The following is a 22,053-nucleotide window of genomic DNA, read 5'->3' on the forward strand; positions in this document are numbered from 1 at the left end:
TAAAAATGATTTAAATGGTTGATATATAATTTTCTGATTATTCAAACTCAAAGTAAAAGTCTATGTTTTCCTTCATCAGTATGTCGATGGGCATGTATTTCACTGCAGTGACCGGTCTTTTAAATACCACATGGTTGCATAAAGTTTTCACGCCACAATAGCCTTGCAGGCCTGGGCGTTGACCGATGAGAAAGTTTACTTCACCGGTTCTCAGGAACTCTGTGTTTTTGTGTAAAAGGTCATATCCCACAAGTCCCACCAGCTTCTGCCCCTTTTCGTGCAGATAGCTTGCCACCTGATAAACGCGTGAATTAAAAACAGCCCCCAGTACGGCTTGGGGATGTCCTTTAAAGAAAGTGTCCAACATTTGTCTGTTGCCGTCAGCATCTTCCTTGTGCAACACAATGTCATGGACAACCAAATCTTTATGTTCCTCGGAAAGGTATTGCATAAACCCCTCGAGGCGGCGTTGCATCTGGATTTCTGCCGGATTGTTTTTCTGATTGTTCAGGAATAACACAAGTTCCTGCCCTTTTTCATAGCTACGCATCAGAATCTTGGCAGCAATATATCCGCTGGTTTTGGAATCTTGTCCGATATAACACAAGGCATGCGTCTGTTCGATATTGAAGTCTATAAATGCATAGGGAATATCCGCTTCCTCCAAATAAGTAGTGAGTTTTATGGTCTCCTCTCGGAAATTCGGGGCAATAAGTACGGCGTCGGCATTTTCCTCCCGGAGCACAGCACATGCTTCTTTATAGGAGGATTTGTCCGCATGCCGATAGTACAGATAGCTAACTCCAACATTGAACGACCGTAATTCTTGTGCGGCACGGTCAATTCCCGCTGCTACAGCATGCCAATAATCATGTTCTATATAATAAGGTATAATGCAGACAATATGATAGCGCTTTTTAGCCGCCAGCCCGATGGCAAACATATTGGGATGATAATCTATCTCATCGAGCACTTTCCGGACTTTTTCCCTACTGGAAACGGATACGTCTCCACGGTTGTGCAGTACACGGTCTACAGTGCCGGCAGAGACGCCGGCCATACGTGCAATGTCTTTAATGGTATAGTTCTTGTTTTCCATCTTGAAGTGTGTTGCCTAAGGCGGTAAAGGTGAGACGTCTAAAGCTTAAATATTATAAATATTCGCCGCAAAGTTACTACAAAAAAGTGAAATGCGGAAAGATATAGTGATAGAATTGAGTTACAAGGGTTTTGGTTGAAGTGGCGATAATCCGTGAAGCCATTACAATCCCTGCCGAAGCCAAATCCTGACGCCGCTACGTTACTTGTTCGTAACCATGCCCGAAAATGCGACAAACGGGTACGAATAGCGAAACAAGGCTCTAAGGAATAGTGAGTTATCCATAACTCATGCGAAAAATCAGGTTACGGAAAAAGATTGCGCCGTTCCTCCCCGTTTTGCGTACCAACACCGGACTCTTCACCAACTAATTTTGAAACCCAAAAATTAAGGACAATGAAGAGTACATTTTCAGTAATCTACTACCTCAAGCGTCAGGTAGTGAAAAAGGACGGGACAGTTCCCGTCATGGGACGCATCACGGTGGACGGCAGCCAGACACAGTTCAGCTGCAAACTGACTGTCGATCCGAAACTGTGGGACACCAAAGGTGGACGTGTCACGGGCAGAAGCACGGCGGCACTCGAAACGAACCGTATGCTTGACAAGATGCGGGTACGCATCAACAGGCATTATCAGGAAATCATGGAGCGTGACAACTTCGTCACGGCGGAGAAGGTGAAGAACGCCTTTCTCGGACTGGAACACCGCTACCACACGCTGATGCAGGTGTTCCGCCAGCACAACGAGGACTACGAGAAGCAGGTGGAGGCAGGCATGAAAGCCAAAGGCACGCTGCTGAAGTACCGCACCGTTTACAAGCACATGCAAGAGTTCCTCGACATCCGCTACCATGTGAAGGACATCGCCCTAAAAGAGCTTACCCCGGCTTTCATCTCCGACTTCGAGATGTTCCTGCGCACGGACAAGCACTGCTGCACCAATACCGTGTGGCTGTACGTCTGCCCGTTACGGACGATGGTATTCATCGCCATCAACAACGAGTGGCTGACGCGCGACCCGTTCCGCGAGTATGAAATCAAGAAGGAGGAAACAACACGCAGTTTCCTGACCAAAGATGAGATCCGCCTGCTGATGGAGGGGAAACTGAAAAACGCCAAACAGGAATTGTACCGCGACCTCTACCTGTTCTGCGCCTTCACGGGGCTGTCGTTCGCGGATATGCGCAACCTTACGGAAGAGAATATCCGCACCTACTTCGACGAACACGAGTGGATAAACATCAACCGCCAGAAAACGGGCGTGGTGTCCAACATCCGCCTGCTCGACATCGCCAACCGCATAATCGGCAAATACCGGGGACTGTGCGGGGACGGCAGGATATTTCCCGTTCCGCATTATAACACGTGCCTTGCCGGTATCCGTGCCGTCGCCAAGCGTTGCGGCATCACCAAGCATATCACGTGGCATCAGAGCCGCCACACGGCAGCCACGACGATATTCCTCTCCAACGGTGTTCCCATCGAAACGGTCAGCTCCATGCTCGGACACAAGAGCATAAAGACGACGCAGATTTACGCAAAGATAACCAAAGAGAAGCTCAATCAGGACATGGAGAACCTTGCCGCAAGATTGAACGGCGTCGAGGAATTTGCAGGTTGCACCATCTAAAAAGAAAAGCCATGAAACGTGACACAATCATCATCGAGGACAAGGCAGTCAGCGTAACCGGTAACGACGTGTGGATGACCGCCACCGAAATAGCCGGATTGTTCCATACGACCGTCCCGGCAGTGAACGCCGCCATCAGAGCCGTCCGCAAGTCGGACGTGCTGAACGACTACGAGGTGTGCCGCTACATGCAGCTTGAAAACGGGCTGCACGCGGACGTGTACGCCCTTGAAATCATCATCCCGGTCGCTTTCAGGGTGAATACCTACAACACCCACCTGTTCCGCACATGGCTGGTGGGAAAGGCACTCTCACAAGAGAAACGGCAGACATACGTGATGTTCATACAGAACGGAAAAGCCGGGTATTGCTGATTGCACATACCCCATAAGACAAGTAAACGGGTAGCACCACAAAAGGTGTCACCCGTTTACTTTTTCATGAAACCGCCTCACTCCAGCGGCTTGCGGTAGTTCGCTTCCAGTACCCCGCGCAGCCCCGTTTCCGGGTAAAGCACCTTCCCTCCCAAAAGTATGAAGGGCAACACGCGGTTGTTGCGGTATTCCTGCAAGGTGCGCCGGCTCACACGGAGCAGTTCCGACACCTCGCCGTCCGTCAGGTAACGTTCCCCGTCCAGCGGAGGACGGTAGCTTTCCAGAAATGCGGACAGCCATTTCGAGCCTTTGCGCATATCCTGCACCACAGAGGCTATCGGCTCGTCTTCCATCGTAAAAACATCGTTGTTCTCGTTCATCATAACTTCGGATTCAGTGGGTGAATAAATCAAATCATCTGCCGTGCGGATAGAGCGTGCCGACAAGCGGTATCAGCCGCTTCACCTCCTCTGGCTTGTAATAGAACCTGCGGTTTATCTGCGAGTAGCCGATAAGCCGCCTGTCACGCAGCGTCTGCAACGTGCGCGGGCTTATTCTCAACTGCCCGCAGACCTCCTCGCCCGTGAGCCATCTTTCCATGCGCCCCGTGTCGCTTTTGCGCCTCAGGGCGGCGACCTTCTCCGAGAGTGCGCCGAATGCCGCCACCATCATCTCGAAAGTCTTTTTCTCGATAGATACTATTTCCATATTCATGTCATTTAGAGTTTGCCGCAAAGGTAACGAAACGGCATACAAGACGTATCGTTTTCCGCTGAAAGGCTGCCTGTTGCGCCGTTTGACCGGGTTACGGAGCCATCTTCCGCAAAAATCTTACGTGAGTCACGTAGTGAGTTGTTAAAGCCCCTTTTGTTTATTGCCGAATTTTGTCGCAGAAACAAAAAGAAAGGACTGAACATGAAAGTGATAACAATGGAAAGTTCCGCCTACAAGGAGATGATGGCGCAGATTGCGAACATCGCAGGTACATCCGCGAGGCAAGGGACGAGAAGAAACGGAAGCGGGAAACCGAAGACAAGCTGCTTGACACGGCACAGGCGGCGAAGATGCTCAACGTGAGCAAGCGCACCATGCAGCGTATGCGCACCGACCACCGTATCGAGTATGTGGTGGTACGCGGAAGCTGCCGCTACCGCCTTTCCGAGATACTGCGGCTATTGGAGGACAACACAGTAAGGAACGAGGAAGGGACAATAGACACCCTGTTCCACAACCACACGCTGCGCACGGGCGGCAAACCAAAAGGAAGGAGGACATAGGTCATGGAACTGCTCACACGAAACAACTTCGAGGGCTGGATGCAGAAGCTGATGGAACGGCTCGACCGTCAGGACGAACTGCTGCTGGCGATGAAGGCTGAGGGGAAACAGCCCACTATCACGGAAAGCATCCGCCTTTTCGACAATCAGGATTTGTGCATGTTGCTCCAGATAAGCAAACGCACCCTCCAACGCTACCGCAGCGTAGGCGCATTGCCCTACAAGACGCTGGGCAAGAAGACCTATTACAGCGAGGAGGACGTGCTGACATTCCTTTCCAACCATATCAAGGACTTCAAAAAGGAAGATATAGCCTTCTACAAGGCTCGTATCCATAATTTCTTTCATAAATAACCCATTAAAACATTTTTCAGATGGCAAAGAAAAAAGACGAAAAGGACGTGCTGGTAGTCCGTGACGAGAAGACAGGCGAGATCAGCGTGGTAGCCGGGCTGAACGCGGACGGCACACCCAAGCGCACCCCCGCAAAAGCGGAGAACGCGCAGAGTTTCCTGCAATTCGACCGACATGGCGACGTGCTGGACAACTTCTTCAAGAACTTCTTCCGGCAGTGCAAGGAACCCAGCCGCTTCGGTTTCTACCGCATTGCGGCAGACCAAGCTGAAAATCTCTTAGAGGTGATGAAGCAACTGCTGAAAGACCCCGAAGCGAACAAGGAGCTGCTCGCCCCTCACAAGGTGGACACCTCCGACTATGAGAAGAAGGTGCAGGAAGAGATGGCAGCACAACAGACAGAGAAACAAGAACCTCAAAAACAGGAGAACATGGAACAACGGAAAGAACAGCAACAGGACAAATCCGAACAGATGCAGGGCAAACGTGGCTACCAGCCATCGACGAGAGTAAAATCAACTGGCAGGAGCTGGAGGACAGATGGGGCGTAAAGCGGGACAACCTTGAAAAGTCCGGCGACCTTACGAAGATGCTCAACTATGGCAAGTCCGACTTGGTAAAGGTCAAACCGACCTTCGGCGGCGAATCATTCGAGCTGGACGCCCGCCTCTCCTTCAAGAAGGACGGTGAGGGAAACATCAGCCTCGTGCCGCACTTCATCCGCAAGGAGCAGAAGCTGGATGAGTACAAGGAACACAAATTCTCCGACAATGACCGGAAGAACCTCCGCGAAACGGGCAATCTCGGTAGGGTCGTGGACATTGTGGACAGGGAAACGGGCGAGATCATCCCCTCCTACATCAGCATCGACCGCAAGACGAATGAAATCACGGACATTCCGGCAAGCAGGGTGCGCATCCCGGAGCGCATCGGCAAGACGGAAATCACCACGCAGGAGCGGGACATGCTCCGCGCCGGACTGCCCGTACGCGACAAGCTCATCGAGCGCAACGACGGCAGAAAGTTCGTCACCACCCTGCAAGTGAACGTGGAGCAGCGCGGCGTGGAGTTCGTGCCGGGAACCGGCAAGTCGCCCCGTACCGCACAGACACAGGAAACCAAAGGCGACACATCGAAAAGTCAGGCGCAGGGCGGGGAAAATGCCGCACAGACCAAGAAGGAGCAACGCCGCAACACGTGGACGAACGAGGACGGCAGCATCCGCCCCATCAGCAAATGGAGCGGCGTGAGCTTCACCGACCAGCAGAAAGCCGACTATGTGGCGGGTAAAGCCGTGAAGCTGGAGAACGTGACCGACAAGCAGGGCTTCCATGCCACGATGTATATCAAGTTCAACCCGGAGAAGGGACGCCCGTACCGCTACGACACGAACCCTGACAATGCACAGCAGGTTGCTCCGTCCAACGAGAGCCGCACGCAGGTGGCGGTGAACAACGATGGCAAGACCAACGAGGCTACAAAGAATCTGAGAGAGCCGTTGCAGAAAGGTCAGACCAACCCGAAGGACGCCCGCCAGCAACAGCAGCAGGAGAAGCCGCAGAAGAAAACGGGCAAGGGCATGAAAATGTAATCCCGTGTCCGCCACTGAATCCAAAATAAAATCCAAAGTATCAACAAAAAAGAAGAAGACATGAAGACAATCATTGCAGAAAAGCCCTCCGTGGCACGTGAAATCGCCCGCATCGTGGGCGCGACAAAGAGAGAGGAAGGATATTTCGAGGGAGGCGGTTATGCCGTGACATGGGCATTCGGACACCTCGTTCAGCTTGCCATGCCCGACGGCTACGGCGTGCGCGGATTTGTCCGTGACAACCTCCCGATTATTCCCGACACATTCACGCTCGTCCCCCGTCAGGTCAGGACGGAGAAAGGTTACAAGCCCGACAGCGGCGTGGTGTCGCAGATAAAAGTCATCAAAAGACTGTTCGACACAAGCGAACATATCATCGTGGCGACCGATGCCGGACGCGAGGGAGAGCTTATCTTCCGCTACCTCTACCACTATACGGGTTGCACCACTCCTTTCGTGCGCCTGTGGATCAGCTCTCTCACCGACAAAGCTATCCGCGAGGGACTGCGGAAACTCGAAGACGGCAGCAAATACGACAACCTCTACCTCGCCGCCAAAGCGCGGAGCGAATCCGACTGGCTCGTGGGCATCAACGGCACACAGGCGTTATCCATCGCCGCCGGACACGGCACGTATTCCGTGGGGCGGGTGCAGACACCAACGTTGGCTATGGTATGTGAACGCTACTGGGAGAACCGCCGCTTTACGTCCGAAGCATTCTGGCAGCTCCATATCGCAACGGACGGTTGCGACGGCGAAGTCGTGAAATTCTCATCCTCCGAGAAATGGAAAGAGAAAGAACCGGCGATGGAACTATATAATAAGGTAAAGGCGGCAGGTTGCGCCACTGTCACGAAAGCCGAGCGCAAGGAGAAGACGGAGGAAACTCCCTTGCTCTACGACCTGACCACGCTCCAGAAAGAAGCCAACGCCAAGCACGGCTTCACGGCGGAACAGACGCTTGAAATCGCGCAGAAACTCTACGAAAAGAAGTTGATAACCTATCCGAGAACGGGAAGCCGCTACATCCCCGAAGACGTGTTTGCCGAAATTCCCAAACTGCTCGCTTTCATCGGCACACAGCCCGAATGGAAAGACAAGGTGCGGGCAAAAGCCGCCCCGACACGCCGCAGCGTGGACGACGGCAAGGTGACAGACCACCATGCCCTGCTCGTCACGGGTGAGAAACCGCTCTTCCTCTCCAAAGAGGACAATACCATCTATCAGATGATTGCCGGGCGCATGGTCGAGGCATTCTCTGAGAAATGCGTCAAGGATGTGACCACTGTCACGGCGGAATGTGCCGGAGTGGAGTTTACCGTAAAAGGCAGCGTCGTGAAGCAAACCGGATGGCGTGCCGTCTATGGCGAGGAAAAAGAGGAAATTACCATCCCGGCTGGCAGGAAGGCGACACGCTGACACCGAAAGGCTCGTCCATTACCGAAGGAAAGACCAAACCCAAGCCGCTGCATACCGAAGCCACCCTGCTCTCGGCAATGGAAACGGCGGGCAAGGAAATTGAGGACGACGCACTGCGGCAGGCGATGAAGGACTGTGGCATCGGTACTCCCGCCACACGCGCCTCCATCATCGAAACGCTTTTCAAGCGCGGTTACATGGAACGCTGCAAGAAGTCGCTTGTTCCCACCGAAAAAGGACTTGCCCTCAATTCCGTCGTCAAGACGATGCGCATCGCCGATGTTGCCATGACGGGCGAATGGGAAAAGGAGCTGGCGCGTATCGAGCGCGGGGAACTGTCCGACGACACCTTCCGCAAGGAGATAGAGGCGTACACACGTGAGATAACCTCCGAACTGATCTCGTGCGACAAGCTCTTCGGCAGCCGTGACTCCGGCTGCGCGTGTCCCAAGTGTGGCACGGGCAGGATGCGGTTCTACGGCAAGGTGGTACGCTGCGACAACACGGAGTGCGGACTGCCCGTGTTCCGGCTGAAAGCGGGACGCACCCTGTCCGACGATGAAATCAAAGACCTGCTCACCGAAGGGCATACCAAGCTGCTCAAAGGGTTCAAGAGCAAACAGGGCAAGAGTTTCGATGCTGTTGTCGCCTTTGACGGGGAATATAACACGACTTTTGTGTTCCCGGAGGCTAAAAAGGACAAGAAATTTTCAGGACGGAAGAAATAGTATTAACTTTGCCACTTGTTCAGAGTAATGAATTGTTCTTCGATACCGGATTACACTCATACTTTGGATTTAGTGGTGGCACTCGGAGGGATACCGAGTGCCTTTTTCTTCCTTTTTCCAACCGATTATCCCGTTAATTATCAATCCGCTAAATCCAAAGTAATGAACAACAAGAAGAAAAACGAGGGTCAGACCGACTTTTCCTATTACGGTCTGTACCTGCTGGACTATCTCCGCACGAACAAGTTTGAACAGGCTGACGACACCGCTTTCATACGGGAACGGGCCGACCGTGCCGCCGAAACGTATGAGAGGGCACGGCTTGAAGGCTATCCCGCCGATGGTGCGCAGGAACTGGCGATGGACACGCTGCTGCGCGGGCTGCATTATTCCCGTTACGCCATCCTCCGCGAAGTCGTGGAAAACGAGTTTGCCGATGAAGTGCCGGAAGAGAAGCGTGAAGCCTTTGTCCTGAAACTGCTGCCGCTTGTCGGCAACGTGTTCTCCGTCTATGACCTCTCGGATGACAATTTCGCCCTGTCTTCCGATTACGACCTGCTCTACACGGAGCTGACGGGAGCAACCGTCCTTTACTTAGACGAATATGGCGTTTAACCGCAAACAGAAACTGCGGGACAACATCGAGGCGATACGGACGGCATTCATCCTTGACAGGGAAAATAGGACAGCGACAACCGAAGAGCGTGCCATACTTCAAAGGTACTGCGGTTTCGGCGGTCTGAAATGTATCCTCAACCCTGCAAAGGAACTGACGGATGCCGTCCGGTGGGCGAAATCCGACCTCGAACTGTTCGCCCCGACGGTGGAGCTGCACAGGCTTATCCGTGAGAACAGCAAGGACGAAACAGAGTACAAGCGGTTTGTGGATTCGCTGAAAGCGTCCGTGCTGACCGCTTTCTACACCCCCAAAGAGATAACCGACACCATCGCGGACGTGCTGGCAGATTACAGCGTCCGCCCCGCCCGTATGCTCGAACCGTCGGCAGGTGTCGGCGTGTTCGTGGATTCCATGCTGCGGCACAGCCCCAATGCGGATGTGATGGCTTTCGAGAAGGATCTGCTCACGGGTACAATCTTGAGGCATCTCTATCCCGACCAGAAAATGCGCACCTGCGGTTTTGAGAAAATCGAAAGACCGTTCAACAATTATTTCGACTTGGCGGTGTCCAACATTCCGTTCGGTGACATTGCCGTGTTCGACGCGGAGTTTCAGCGGAGCGACTCTTTCGGCAGACGCTCCGCCCAGAAAACCATCCACAACTATTTCTTTCTCAAAGGACTGGATGCCGTGCGTGACGGCGGTATCGTGGCGTTCATCACCTCGCAAGGGGTATTGAATAGCACCAAGACCTCCGTGCGTAACGAGCTGTTCAGTCAGGCCAATCTGGTATCCGCGATACGCCTGCCCAACAACCTGTTCACGGACAACGCGGGCACGGAGGTGGGCAGTGACCTGATTGTCCTGCAAAAGAACCTCAGCAAGAAGGAAATGTCGCAGGACGAGCGGCTGATGACCGTGATACAGACGGACACGAAAACCGCCCTGACCGACAACGCCTATTTCATCCACCACCCGGAACGCATCGTGCATACGATGGCGAAACTTGACACAGACCCTACGGGAAGCCCGCTATGGTTTATCTGCACGAGGGCAAGGCAGCAGGCATCGCCGGGGATTTGCGCCGTATGCTCGACGAGGATTTCCATTACAGGCTTGCCATGCGCTTGTATTCGGGTTCAATCCGGCAGGCAGGAACGGAAGAAAAAGTTGCCGTTCAAAATAAAGTAGAGCGTCCTGCCATAAAATTGGAAACAGTATCCTCGGCGCAGACGGTGGAAACTCCGACAGAAAAGCCGCAACCCGCAGATGAAAAGCCGGAGATAGAACCGCGCCCGCAATATTCCGCAGGCGTGCAGCTCACCCTGCTTGACCTCTGGGGGATGACGGAAGAGGTCAGCCAACCGAAAACCTCCAAAAAGAAAAAGACGGTGAAAAAGGCAGTTACGGCAAAGTCCACTCCGCCCAAACCGAAAGTCACGGTTACACCGACAGCTCCAACTGCAAAACCCGCAATGGAGAATAAGGAGGTGAAAGCGGAGAACACCGCCAAGCCTGCCGACCCGGACGACATCTATGCCACACTGGACTGGGATACCAATCCTCCCATCAACGGTTTCTATGAAATGATGATGGGTTTGACGCCGGAGCGTAGGAAAGAACTTCGGGAACTGGCAAGGCAGCATAACGAGAAACAAGTGGCGGAAAAGACGGAAGTGAAAGCCGTGCCGGAAACTTCCCGTGAGCAGCCACGACAGGAGGAAACACAGCCGGAGGCAGTCGCCGCACCTGCCGTTACAGATACCCCATCGGAAGCGGTGGGGACTTTCCTTTTCCCCGACATCGAAGCGGAAAAGCCGAAGGAGGAAGTCGTGGACCTTTCTCCGCGTGCCTACCACCGCACGCCGGAGATGCACCTGCGCGAAGGGTCGCTGGTGGCTGACCGGGGGCGTCATAACATCGGCTACCTGAAAGACATCACGCCATACGGGGCGACATTCCAGCCGCTCGACCTGAAAGGATACCAGAAGGAAAAGGCGTTGTTGTATGTGTCGCTGCGTGACGCCTACGAGCGTCTGTACCGTTATGAATCGCTCCGGCGCGAGGCAAATGTTCCGTGGCGAGAGCATCTGAATACCTGTTACGATGAGTTTGTCATGCGCTACGGCAACCTCAACGCCAAGCAGAACGTGAAGTTAGTGATGATGGATGCGGGCGGGCGCGACATCCTTTCGCTGGAACGGATGGAAAACGGAAAGTTCGTCAAGGCGGACATCTTCGAGCATCCTGTTTCCTTCGCGGTGGAGAGCCATGCCAACGTAGGCTCTCCCGAAGAAGCCCTGTCTGCGTCGCTCAACAAATATGGTACGGTCAATCTCGACTATATGCGGGAGATAACCGACAGCACGGCGGAGGATTTGCTCACTGCCCTGCAAGGGCGCATCTACTACAATCCGCTCGTGACCGGTTACGAAATCAAAGACCGTTTCATCGCCGGAAATGTCATAGAGAAAGCGGAACGCATAGAGGCATGGATGGGTGACAATCCCGAAAATGAGCGTATGCCGGAGGTGAAGCAGGCGTTGGAGGCTCTGAAAGATGCCGAGCCGCAGCGCATCGCCTTCGAGGATCTGGACTTCAATTTCGGGGAACGCTGGATTCCGACGGGTGTCTATGCCGCCTACATGAGCCGGCTGTTCGACACGGAGGTGAAAATCGCCTATTCCGCAAGCATGGACGAGTTTTCGGTGGTGTGCGGCTACCGCACCATGAAAATCACGGACGAGTTTCTGGTGAAGGGGTATTACCGGAACTATGACGGTATGCACCTCCTAAAACACGCCCTGCACAACACCTGCCCTGACATGATGAAGTCCATCGGCAAGGACGAGCATGGCAACGACATCAAGATGCGCGACAGCGAGGGAATACAACTCGCCAACGCCAAGATTGACGAGATACGAAACGGCTTCTCCGAATGGCTCGAAGAGCAGTCGCCGCAGTTCAAGGAGCGGCTTGTGACGATGTATAACCGCAAGTTCAACTGTTTCGTGCGCCCGCGCTACGACGGCTCCCATCAGACCTTTCCCGACCTCAACCTGAAAGGCTGGCAAGCCGGGGTATCAAGAGCGTCTATCCCTCACAGATGGATTGCGTCTGGATGTTGAAACAGAACGGCGGCGGAATTTGCGACCACGAGGTGGGAACCGGTAAGACGCTGATAATGTGCATCGCCGCGCATGAGATGAAGCGTCTGAATTTGGCACACAAGCCGATGATTATCGGGCTGAAAGCCAACGTTGCGGAGATTGCAGCCACCTATCAGGCGGCATATCCCAACGCACGTATTCTGTACGCTTCGGAGAAGGACTTTTCGACCGCCAACCGTGTGCGCTTCTTCAATAATATAAAGAACAACGACTACGATTGCGTCATCATGTCGCACGACCAGTTCGGCAAGATACCGCAGTCGCCGGAATTGCAGCAGCGCATCCTGCAAGCAGAGCTTGACACGGTGGAGGAAAACCTCGAAGTGCTACGGCAGCAGGGAAAGAACGTGTCGCGGGCGATGCTGAAAGGATTGGAGAAGCGCAAGCACAACCTTGAAGCGAAGCTGGAGAAGGTGGAACACGCCATAAAGTCACGCACGGACGACGTGGTGGATTTCAAGCAGATGGGCATCGACCACATCTTCATAGATGAGAGCCACCAGTTCAAGAATCTGACTTTCAACACGCGCCACGACCGTGTGGCGGGATTGGGAAACAGCGAGGGAAGCCAGAAGGCACTTAACATGCTCTTTGCCATACGCACCATACAGGAGCGCACAGGAAAAGACTTGGGTGCGACCTTCCTCTCCGGCACGACTATCAGCAACTCACTGACTGAATTGTACCTGCTGTTCAAGTACCTGCGCCCGAAGGAGCTGGAACGGCAGGACATAAGGTGTTTCGACGCTTGGGCGGCGATATTTGCCAAGAAGACGACGGATTTTGAATTTAACGTGACGAACAATGTGGTCCAGAAGGAGCGTTTCCGCTACTTCATCAAAGTGCCGGAGCTTGCCGCCTTCTATAATGAAATCACGGACTACCGCACGGCGGAGGATGTGGGCGTTGACCGTCCTGCCAAGAACGAGATACTGCACCATATACCGCCCACGCCGGAACAGGAGGACTTCATACAGAAACTGATGCAGTTCGCCAAGACGGGCGATGCCACCTTGTTGGGCAGGCTGCCGCTTTCGGAAACGGAAGAAAAGGCGAAGATGCTCATCGCCACGGACTATGCCCGGAAAATGGCACTCGACATGCGCATGATAGACCCGAATTACGAAGATCATCCCGACAACAAAGCGAGTCACTGTGCCAAGATGATCGCGGAGTATTATCAAAAATACGACGCCCAGAAAGGCACGCAGTTCGTTTTCTCTGATTTGGGGACATACCAGCCGGGCGACGGGTGGAACGTCTATTCGGAAATCAAGCGCAAACTGACGGAGGACTACGGTATACCGCCAAGCGAGGTGCGCTTCATTCAGGAGTGCAAGACCGACAAGGCGCGGAAGGCGGTGATAGACGCCATGAACGCCGGACGGTGCGTGTGCTGTTCGGCTCTACCTCTATGCTCGGAACGGGTGTGAACGCCCAGAAACGGTGTGTGGCTATCCATCATCTCGATACGCCGTGGCGACCGTCCGACTTGCAACAGCGTGACGGACGCGGAGTTAGGGCAGGTAATGAGATTGCCAAACATTTCGCCGGGAACAACGTGGATGTAATCATCTACGCGGTGGAGAAGTCACTGGACAGCTACAAGTTCAACCTCCTGCACTGCAAGCAGACTTTCATAAGCCAGCTCAAAAGCGGTGCGATGGGTGCGCGTACCATCGACGAGGGGGCAATGGACGAAAAATCGGGCATGAATTTCTCGGAATACATGGCGTTGCTCTCCGGCAATACCGACCTGTTGGACAAGGCGAAACTGGAAAAGCGGATCGCATCGCTCGAAGGGGAACGCAAGTCGTTCAACAAGGGCAAGCGTGATTCGGAGTTCAAGCTGGAGTCAAAGACCGGCGAGTTGCGCAACAACACGGCTTTCATAGATGCCATGACGGAGGACTGGAACCGCTTCCTGTCGGTGGTGCAGACCGACAAGGAGGGCAACCGCCTTAATATAATAAAGGTGGACGGAGTGGATTCCGCCGATGAGAAGGTCATCGGAAAGCGTTTGCAGGAGATAGCCAAGAATGCCACGACCGGAGGGTTGTACACGCAGGTCGGTGAACTTTACGGTTTTCCGATAAAGGTGGTGAGCGAAAGGATACTCAAAGAGGGATTGGAGTTCACCGACAACCGCTTCGTGGTCGAGGGGAACTACAAGTACACCTACAACAACGGGCATCTGGCGATGGCTGACCCGTTGGCCGCCGCCCGCAACTTCCTCAACGCGATGGAGAGGATACCCTCCATCATCGACCAGTACAAGGCGAAGAACGAGGTGCTGGAGATGGAGATACCGCAGTTACAGGAGATAGCGGGTAAGGTGTGGAAGAAGGAGGACGAGCTGAAGCAGTTGAAGTCCGAACTTGCCGCCCTTGACCGAAAAATTCAGCTGGAGCTTGCGCCACCCACGCCCGAAGTCGCAGAAAAGGAGAATGAAGGGCAACAGCTCAAGCCGGAAGCGGAAGATGTGAGGAACAGGCAGGCGCAATATCCCGAAAATGCACCGCCGCAGATACGCAGTCCGGCGGATAGTATCGTTGCCAACCATGTCATAATCGGGCGTCCGGGACTGTATGCCAAGGAGGAAACCCGGTCCAAAGGATTGAAAATATAACCTAAGGAATTTTATCTGAAGTATTAATAAGGGCTATCCCAAAAGGTCTAAAAGTAAATTTTATCCTTTCTGCAAGTATCTATAGGATGGCAACTGCATTTTTTTCTTTTTGGGCAGCCCTTATTAAAATTTATTCTTATTTTAGGTTATATACATTCATGTCCATTTATGTAAAAAATTCCTGCTGACCTTGTTTATGTCTTGTCAGTCACCATTTGCAAAACCATATTTGACCCTCAAAGAGGCTGAATTTGATAAGTAACTTGCTACATACTCATAATAAGGAGCTAAATAGAACACGAATGGGAAATACACAAATGCTAAACTAAAGAAGATATTGGCCAAAATAAACGCTATACCGAGAGAGAAACTTGATTTTTCAACTTCCTAAAACGGTGTTGTTCAAACATTTCTACTTATTTGTACTTGCCAGTTGAACCTACGCTTCCCTAATAAAATGTCTATGGTAAAAAGTTAAAAAATCCTCCCACTTTTGTTAGATATATTTTTTTGTGTAATTTTGTAATCGTTATGCGGCAGTAATAATATACATATTAATACGAGTTAGTAATCCTGTAGTTCTCATATGCTACGAGGAGGTATTAAAAGGTGCGTTTCGACAATGCATCTACTGTAGTATATTATTGCTTAATCCAAATGAATATTATAAATTTAGGAATTCTTGCTCACATTGATGCAGGAAAAACTTCCGTAACCGAGAATCTGCTGTTTGCCAGTGGAGCAACGGAAAAGTGCGGCCGTGTGGATAATGGTGACACCATAACGGACTCTATGGATATAGAGAAACGTAGAGGAATTACTGTCCGGGCTTCTACGACATCTATTATCTGGAATGGAGTGAAATGCAATATCATTGACACTCCGGGACACATGGATTTTATTGCGGAAGTGGAGCGGACATTCAAAATGCTTGATGGAGCAGTCCTCATCTTATCCGCAAAGGAAGGCATACAAGCGCAGACAAAGTTGCTGTTCAGTACTTTACAAAAGCTGCAAATCCCGACAATTATATTTATCAATAAGATTGACCGTGCCGGTGTGAATTTGGAGCGTTTGTATATGGATATAAAAACAAATCTGTCGCAAGATGTCCTGTTTATGCAAACTGTTGTCGATGGATCGGTTTATCCGGTTTGCTCCCAAACATATATAAAGGAAGAATACAAAGAATTTGTATGCAACCATGACGACGATATATTAGAACGATATTTGGCGGATAGCGAAATTTCACCGGCTGATTATTGGAATACGATAATCGCTCTTGTGGCAAAAGCCAAAGTCTATCCGGTGCTACATGGATCAGCAATGTTCAATATCGGTATCAATGAGTTGTTGGACGCCATTTCTTCTTTTATACTTCCTCCGGCATCAGTCTCAAACAGACTTTCAGCTTATCTCTATAAGATAGAGCATGACCCCAAAGGGCATAAAAGAAGTTTTCTTAAAATAATTGACGGAAGTCTGAGACTTCGAGACGTTGTAAGAATCAACGATTCGGAAAAATTCATCAAGATTAAAAATCTAAAGACTATTTATCAGGGCAGAGAGATAAATGTTGATGAAGTGGGTGCCAATGATATCGCGATTGTAGAAGATATAGAAGATTTTCGAATCGGAGATTATTTAGGTGCTAAACCTTGTTTGATTCAAGGATTATCTCATCAGCATCCCGCTCTCAAATCCTCCGTCCGGCCAAATAAGCCCGAAGAGAGAAGCAAGGTGATATCCGCTCTGAATACATTGTGGATTGAAGACCCGTCTTTGTCCTTTTCCATAAACTCATATAGTGATGAATTGGAAATCTCGTTATATGGTTTGACCCAAAAGGAAATCATACAGACATTGCTGGAAGAACGATTTTCCGTAAAGGTCCATTTTGATGAGATCAAGACTATCTACAAAGAACGACCTATAAAAAAGGTCAATAAGATTATTCAGATCGAAGTACCACCCAACCCTTACTGGGCCACAATAGGGCTGACTCTTGAACCCTTACCGTTAGGGGCAGGGTTGCAAATCGAAAGTGACATCTCCTATGGTTATCTGAACCATTCTTTTCAAAATGCCGTTTTTGAAGGGATTCGTATGTCTTGCCAATCTGGTTTACATGGATGGGAAGTGACAGATCTGAAAGTAACTTTTACTCAAGCCGAGTATTATAGCCCGGTAAGTACACCTGCTGATTTCAGACAGCTGACCCCTTATGTCTTCAGGCTGGCTTTGCAACAGTCAGGTGTGGACATTCTCGAACCGATGCTCTGTTTTGAGTTGCAGATACCCCAAGTAGCGAGTTCCAAAGCTATTACAGATTTGCAAAAACTGATGTCTGAGATTGAAGACATCAGTTGTAATAATGAGTGGTGTCATATTAAAGGGAAAGTTCCATTAAATACAAGTAAAGACTATGCCTCAGAAGTAAGTTCGTACACTAAGGGCTTAGGCATTTTTATGGTTAAGCCATGTGGGTATCAAATAACAAAAGACGGTTATTCTGATAATATCCGCATGAACGAAAAAGATAAACTTTTATTCATGTTCCAAAAATCAATGTCATTAAAATAATGGAGCGGTCAGGAAATTTCTATAAGGCAATACGGTTGGGATATATACTTATCTCCATTCTTATCGGATGTATGGCATATAATAGCTCTATGAATGGCAGGAGATAGAAGCATTAGAACTTGGCAATAAAAAAATAGACGAGCTCCGAAAAGAAATAAACAATATCAATATTCAAATGATAAAATTTTCTCTATTGGGTGAAACAATACTGGAATGGAACGATAAAGATATCGAGCATTACCATGCACGGCGTATGGCAATGGACAGTATGCTCTGCCGTTTCAAGGCCACCTATCCAGCAGAGCGCATCGATAGTGTGCGCAGTCTTTTAGAGGATAAGGAACGACAGATGTTCCAGATAGTCCGGTTAATGGATGAACAACAATCTATTAACAAGAAGATAGCCAATCAAATTCCGGTTATTGTACAGAAAAGTGTGCAGGAACAGTCCAAAAAGCCAAAACGAAAAGGTTTCTTAGGCATATTCGGCAAAAAAAAGGAAGTAACTCCAGCAGTATCAACCACTATCCTTCATTCGGTCAATAGAAACGTAATCAGCGAACAGAAAGTGCAGGATCGCCAATTGTCGGAACAAGCCGACAGCCTTGCAGCTCGTAATGCAGAACTTAACAGACAACTGCAAGAATTGATTTGCCAAATAGAAGAAAAGGTACAAACCGAACTGCAAAGCCGGGAAAACGAAATAGTTGCCATGCGTGAAAAGTCATTTATGCAAGTAGGCGGTTTAATGGGATTCGTTCTTCTATTGTTGTTAATTTCCTACATCATCATACATCGTGATGCAAAAAGCATTAAACAATACAAGCACAAGACAACTGATTTGATAAGGCAACTGGAACAATCCGTACAACGGAACGAGGCACTGATAACGTCAAGGAAGAAGGCGGTACATACTATCACCCATGAACTGCGCACACCGCTGACAGCAATAACAGGCTATGCCGGACTGATACGGAAAGAACAGTGTGAGGATAAGTCCGGGCAGTATATCCAAAACATACTGCAATCCTCCGACCGTATGCGGGATATGCTTAACACTTTGCTTGACTTCTTCCGCCTGGACAACGGCAAGGAACAGCCCCGTCTGTCACCCTGCCGGATTTCAGCAATCACGCACACACTTGAAACGGAGTTCATGCCTGTTGCCGTGAACAAAGGGCTGTCCTTGTCCGTGAAGACTGGACACGATGCCATTGTATTGACCGACAAAGAGCGAATAATACAAATCGGGAATAACCTGCTGTCAAACGCTGTCAAGTTCACAGAAGAAGGCGGTGTTTCTTTGATTACTGAATATGATAATGGAGTTCTGACACTGGTCGTTGAAGATACAGGTACAGGCATGACAGAAGAGGAACAGAAACAAGCGTTCGGTGCGTTTGAACGTCTATCAAATGCCGCCGCAAAGGAGGGTTTCGGGCTTGGGCTTGCCATAATGCGTAATATTGTGTCGATGCTTGGCGGAACAATCCGTTTAGACAGCAAGAAAGGGAAAGGCAGTCGTTTCACAGTTGAAATTTCTATGCAGGAAGCTGAAGAACAGCTTGGATATACAAGCAATACACCTGTTTATCATAACAATAAATTCCATGATGTTGTCGCCATTGACAATGATGAGGTATTACTTCTGATGCTGAAAGAGATGTATTCCCAAGAAGGAATACACTGCGACACTTGCACCGATGCTGCGGCACTGATGGAAATGATACGCCAGAAAGAATACAGCCTGTTGCTGACAGACTTGAATATGCCCGATATAAACGGTTTCGAATTGCTGGAACTGTTGCGTTCGTCCAACGTGGGCAATTCACCAACAATCCCGGTGGTTGTGGCAACCGCTTCGGGCAGTTGTAACAAAGGGGAACTATTGGCAAAAGGCTTTGCCGGATGCCTGTTCAAACCGTTCTCCATATCGGAACTGATGGAGGTTTCCGACAGGTGTGCCATAAAAGCGACACCGGACGGGAAACCGGACTTTTCCGCCTTATTGTCCTATGGCAATGAAGCCGTCATGCTGGAAAAGTTGATAACTGAAACAGAAAAGGAAATGCAGGCGGTACGGGATGCAGCAAAAGAAAAAGACCTGCAAAAGCTGGATTCCCTGATCCACCACCTGCGCAGTTCGTGGGAGGTGCTCCGTGCCGACCAACCGCTGAATGTACTTTACGGATTGCTTCGTGGCGATGCTCTCCCGGATGGTGAAGCGTTAAGCCATGCCGTGACTGCCGTGCTGGATAAGGGAGTGGAAATAATACGGTTGGCAGAAGAGGAAAGGAGAAAATACGAAGATGAATAAGACAAAAATAATTGTGGTGGAAGACAACATCGTGTATTGCGAATATGTCTGCAATATGCTGTCACGGGAGGGCTACCGCAATATGAAGGCTTACCACCTCTCAACCGCGAAGAAACATCTGCAACAGGCAACAGATAATGATATCGTGGTTGCCGACCTGCGTCTGCCTGACGGCAGTGGCATAGACCTTTTGTGCTGGATGCGAAAGGAGGGAAAGATGCAGCCCTTCATCATTATGACCGACTACGCCGAAGTTAATACCGCCGTGGAAAGCATGAAACTCGGCTCGATAGACTATATTCCCAAACAGCTTGTGGAGGATAAACTTGTCCCCCTGATCCGTTCCATACTGAAAGAACGTCAGGCAGGACAACGCCGTATGCCTATATTCGCCCGTGAAGGTTCCGCCTTTCAGAAAATCATGCACCGCATAAGGCTGGTAGCCGCCACCGATATGAGCGTGATGATATTTGGTGAGAACGGCACGGGCAAGGAGCATATTGCCCACCTGTTGCATGACAAGAGCAAACGTGCAGGCAAGCCATTTGTGGCGGTGGACTGCGGTTCACTCTCCAAAGAGCTTGCACCGTCGGCTTTCTTCGGACACGTCAAAGGTGCATTTACAGGTGCGGACAATGCCAAGAAAGGATATTTCCATGAGGCGGAAGGCGGCACGTTGTTTCTGGACGAGGTAGGAAACCTCGCGTTGGAAACCCAACAGATGTTGCTCCGTGCCATACAGGAGAGGCGGTATCGCCCGGTCGGAGACAAGGCAGACCGGAATTTCAATGTCCGCATCATCGCTGCTACCAATGAAGATTTGGAGGTATCGGTGAATGAAAAGCGTTTTCGGCAGGATCTTCTGTACCGCCTGCACGACTTCGGGATAACCGTTCCTCCGTTGCGTGACTGTCAAGAAGACATTATGCCGCTGGCAGAGTTCTTCCGTGATATGGCAAACAGAGAGCTGGAGTGTAGCGTGAGCGGGTTCAGTTCCGAAGCACGTAAAGCGTTGCTGACACACGCATGGCCGGGCAACGTGCGGGAACTTCGGCAGAAAGTTATGGGTGCTGTATTGCAGGCGCAGGAAGGTGTTGTCATGAAAGAGCATCTGGAACTTGCCGTGACGAAACCGACCTCTACTGTCAGCTTCGCCTTGCGCAATGACGCGGAGGATAAGGAGCGGATATTGCGTGCGTTGAAACAGGCAAACGGCAACCGGAGTGTCGCCGCAGAACTGCTCGGCATAGGCAGGACAACACTATACAGCAAACTTGAAGAGTATGGACTTAAATATAAATTCAAGCAATCATAGCCCGTAATTCACTGAATTTGGCTATCTTTGCATAACATTTGAGAAAAACGGCGATTGGCAGGAGCTTTTCGCCGCCAACATATAGGATAAGACCGCAAGGCGTTTCAAGCGAAAATCTGGTAAATTGGAACTACGGAGACGATTGCGTGATGCTTATGCTATGCTTACGCATAGCGTGCATTCACGTACTCTCCGTAAAGGCTTTACCAGAGCCATCGCTTGAAGGTAGTGTGAATTGCACGCTACTTTTTTACCCTTGCCTAACGAAAGGAAACGATTATGGGTAAAGTTCAGATTCTCGCCGTACTGACGATGGACGGATGTCTTTCTTCAGAGTTATATGATAAAGCACATCAGGATTTGTGCCTTGACCGTTGCGGTCTTGATGAAATCAGGAAGAAAGCCTTTTACCGTGTGACACCGGACTATTCCATTTCAATGCTGCACGAATGGAGAAAAGACTGCACAAACATCCGTTACCTCGCGGAAGCCACACCGGACACGGCAGACTATATAAACGGACTGCTGCGGATGCACGCTGTGGATGAAATCATACTATACACCGTTCCTTTCATATCCGGAAGCGGACGACATTTTTTTAAGTCGGCTCTGCCAGAGCAACACTGGACGCTTTCCTCTTTGAAAAGCTATCCCAACGGTGTATGTCGCATTATCTATATCCTTGATAAAAAAGCAAGATAGCCAAAATGTGCGGCAAGCATACATTTCTATTTTCAGGAATAGAATAAATGTTCCGATTACAAACAATTTAAGTCGGAGATAATTTGTCCTTGTGAAAAAATACTGAATTTTATACCTCTGAAATCCAGCACTTTGTAAAATTGAGTGTTGGATTTTTTATTTTCTGCCGCGTTTTTTGCCAATTATATTCATGTGCGCACGCAGAAAACAAAGTGTAATTTTCAAAATTGACAGAACCATTGTA

At 50.3% G+C, this 22,053-nt stretch carries 10 protein-coding genes and 5 pseudogenes; 12 read left to right on the top strand and 3 right to left on the bottom strand.

Annotated features, from left to right (window positions below):
• Nucleotides 1-37: 37 nt before the first annotated feature.
• Complete coding sequence (locus tag JCM16496_RS14145) at nt 38-1,099, bottom strand: LacI family DNA-binding transcriptional regulator (RefSeq protein WP_025835093.1); 1,062 nt, start codon at nt 1,097-1,099, stop codon at nt 38-40.
• Nucleotides 1,100-1,495: 396 nt separating this feature from the next.
• Between JCM16496_RS14145 and JCM16496_RS14150 the strand changes: the two genes are divergently transcribed.
• Nucleotides 1,496-2,731, top strand: coding sequence for a site-specific integrase (locus JCM16496_RS14150; protein ID WP_004291422.1), 1,236 nt, complete (start codon nt 1,496-1,498; stop codon nt 2,729-2,731).
• An 11-nt stretch (nt 2,732-2,742) separates the two neighbouring features.
• The gene (locus JCM16496_RS14155) at nt 2,743-3,105 is read left to right on the top strand and encodes a hypothetical protein (RefSeq protein ID WP_004291423.1); all 363 of its coding nucleotides are present in this window, start codon (nt 2,743-2,745) and stop codon (nt 3,103-3,105) included.
• A 77-nt stretch (nt 3,106-3,182) separates the two neighbouring features.
• On the opposite strand, the gene JCM16496_RS14160 is transcribed toward JCM16496_RS14155, so the two are convergent.
• Nucleotides 3,183-3,488 carry a helix-turn-helix domain-containing protein gene (locus JCM16496_RS14160; protein ID WP_004291424.1) on the bottom strand — a complete coding sequence of 102 codons (306 nt, stop codon included), beginning with the start codon at nt 3,486-3,488 and terminating at the stop codon, nt 3,183-3,185.
• 31 nt (nt 3,489-3,519) lie between these two features.
• Nucleotides 3,520-3,819: a helix-turn-helix domain-containing protein gene (locus JCM16496_RS14165; protein ID WP_004291426.1), complete on the bottom strand. Its 300-nt coding sequence runs from the start codon at nt 3,817-3,819 to the stop codon at nt 3,520-3,522.
• Nucleotides 3,820-3,957: 138 nt separating this feature from the next.
• Here JCM16496_RS14165 and JCM16496_RS14170 point away from each other — a divergent pair.
• The 10 genes and pseudogenes from JCM16496_RS14170 to JCM16496_RS14225 all read left to right on the top strand — a co-directional run bounded on the left by JCM16496_RS14170 (nt 3,958) and on the right by JCM16496_RS14225 (nt 21,809).
• A pseudogene (locus JCM16496_RS14170) lies at nt 3,958-4,382 on the top strand (helix-turn-helix domain-containing protein).
• Between the two features lie 3 nt (nt 4,383-4,385).
• Complete coding sequence (locus JCM16496_RS14175) at nt 4,386-4,736, top strand: helix-turn-helix domain-containing protein (protein ID WP_004291454.1); 351 nt, start codon at nt 4,386-4,388, stop codon at nt 4,734-4,736.
• Nucleotides 4,737-4,756: 20 nt separating this feature from the next.
• Nucleotides 4,757-6,327 (top strand): annotated as a pseudogene (locus JCM16496_RS14180) (DUF3945 domain-containing protein).
• Nucleotides 6,328-6,387: 60 nt separating this feature from the next.
• Nucleotides 6,388-8,474, top strand: a pseudogene (locus JCM16496_RS14185) (type IA DNA topoisomerase).
• A 162-nt stretch (nt 8,475-8,636) separates the two neighbouring features.
• Nucleotides 8,637-9,089, top strand: coding sequence for a DUF1896 domain-containing protein (locus tag JCM16496_RS14190; protein WP_004304266.1), 453 nt, complete (start codon nt 8,637-8,639; stop codon nt 9,087-9,089).
• Nucleotides 9,079-14,892: pseudogene (locus JCM16496_RS23080) on the top strand (helicase-like domain-containing protein). The gene JCM16496_RS14190 and the pseudogene JCM16496_RS23080 overlap by 11 nt, the downstream one beginning before the upstream one ends.
• Before the next feature lie 657 nt (nt 14,893-15,549).
• Nucleotides 15,550-17,475: a tetracycline resistance ribosomal protection protein Tet(Q) gene (tet(Q), locus tag JCM16496_RS14210; protein WP_004291466.1), complete on the top strand. Its 1,926-nt coding sequence runs from the start codon at nt 15,550-15,552 to the stop codon at nt 17,473-17,475.
• Nucleotides 17,475-19,792 (top strand): annotated as a pseudogene (locus JCM16496_RS14215) (hybrid sensor histidine kinase/response regulator). The gene tet(Q) and the pseudogene JCM16496_RS14215 overlap by 1 nt, the downstream one beginning before the upstream one ends.
• Nucleotides 19,785-21,107, top strand: a complete 1,323-nt coding sequence (locus tag JCM16496_RS14220; protein ID WP_004291471.1) for a sigma-54-dependent transcriptional regulator — start codon at nt 19,785-19,787, stop codon at nt 21,105-21,107. Before JCM16496_RS14215 ends, JCM16496_RS14220 begins: the two are co-directional and overlap by 8 nt.
• Before the next feature lie 279 nt (nt 21,108-21,386).
• A complete protein-coding gene (locus tag JCM16496_RS14225) occupies nt 21,387-21,809 on the top strand; it encodes a dihydrofolate reductase family protein (protein WP_004291474.1) in 423 nt (140 codons plus the stop codon).
• Nucleotides 21,810-22,053 lie beyond the last annotated feature (244 nt).

The organism is Bacteroides rodentium JCM 16496 (genome assembly GCF_000614125.1).
GTDB classification, from domain to species: Bacteria; Bacteroidota; Bacteroidia; order Bacteroidales; family Bacteroidaceae; genus Bacteroides; species Bacteroides rodentium.

Bases quoted from the DNA above. Each gene is read 5' to 3' on its own strand.
- JCM16496_RS14145 (WP_025835093.1), bottom strand. From the start codon at position 1,099: ATGGAAAACAAGAACTATACCATTAAAGACATTGCACGTATGGCCGGC.
- JCM16496_RS14150 (WP_004291422.1), top strand. From the start codon at position 1,496: ATGAAGAGTACATTTTCAGTAATCTACTACCTCAAGCGTCAGGTAGTG.
- JCM16496_RS14155 (WP_004291423.1), top strand. From the start codon at position 2,743: ATGAAACGTGACACAATCATCATCGAGGACAAGGCAGTCAGCGTAACC.
- JCM16496_RS14160 (WP_004291424.1), bottom strand. From the start codon at position 3,488: ATGATGAACGAGAACAACGATGTTTTTACGATGGAAGACGAGCCGATA.
- JCM16496_RS14165 (WP_004291426.1), bottom strand. From the start codon at position 3,819: ATGAATATGGAAATAGTATCTATCGAGAAAAAGACTTTCGAGATGATG.
- JCM16496_RS14175 (WP_004291454.1), top strand. From the start codon at position 4,386: ATGGAACTGCTCACACGAAACAACTTCGAGGGCTGGATGCAGAAGCTG.
- JCM16496_RS14190 (WP_004304266.1), top strand. From the start codon at position 8,637: ATGAACAACAAGAAGAAAAACGAGGGTCAGACCGACTTTTCCTATTAC.
- JCM16496_RS14220 (WP_004291471.1), top strand. From the start codon at position 19,785: ATGAATAAGACAAAAATAATTGTGGTGGAAGACAACATCGTGTATTGC.
- JCM16496_RS14225 (WP_004291474.1), top strand. From the start codon at position 21,387: ATGGGTAAAGTTCAGATTCTCGCCGTACTGACGATGGACGGATGTCTT.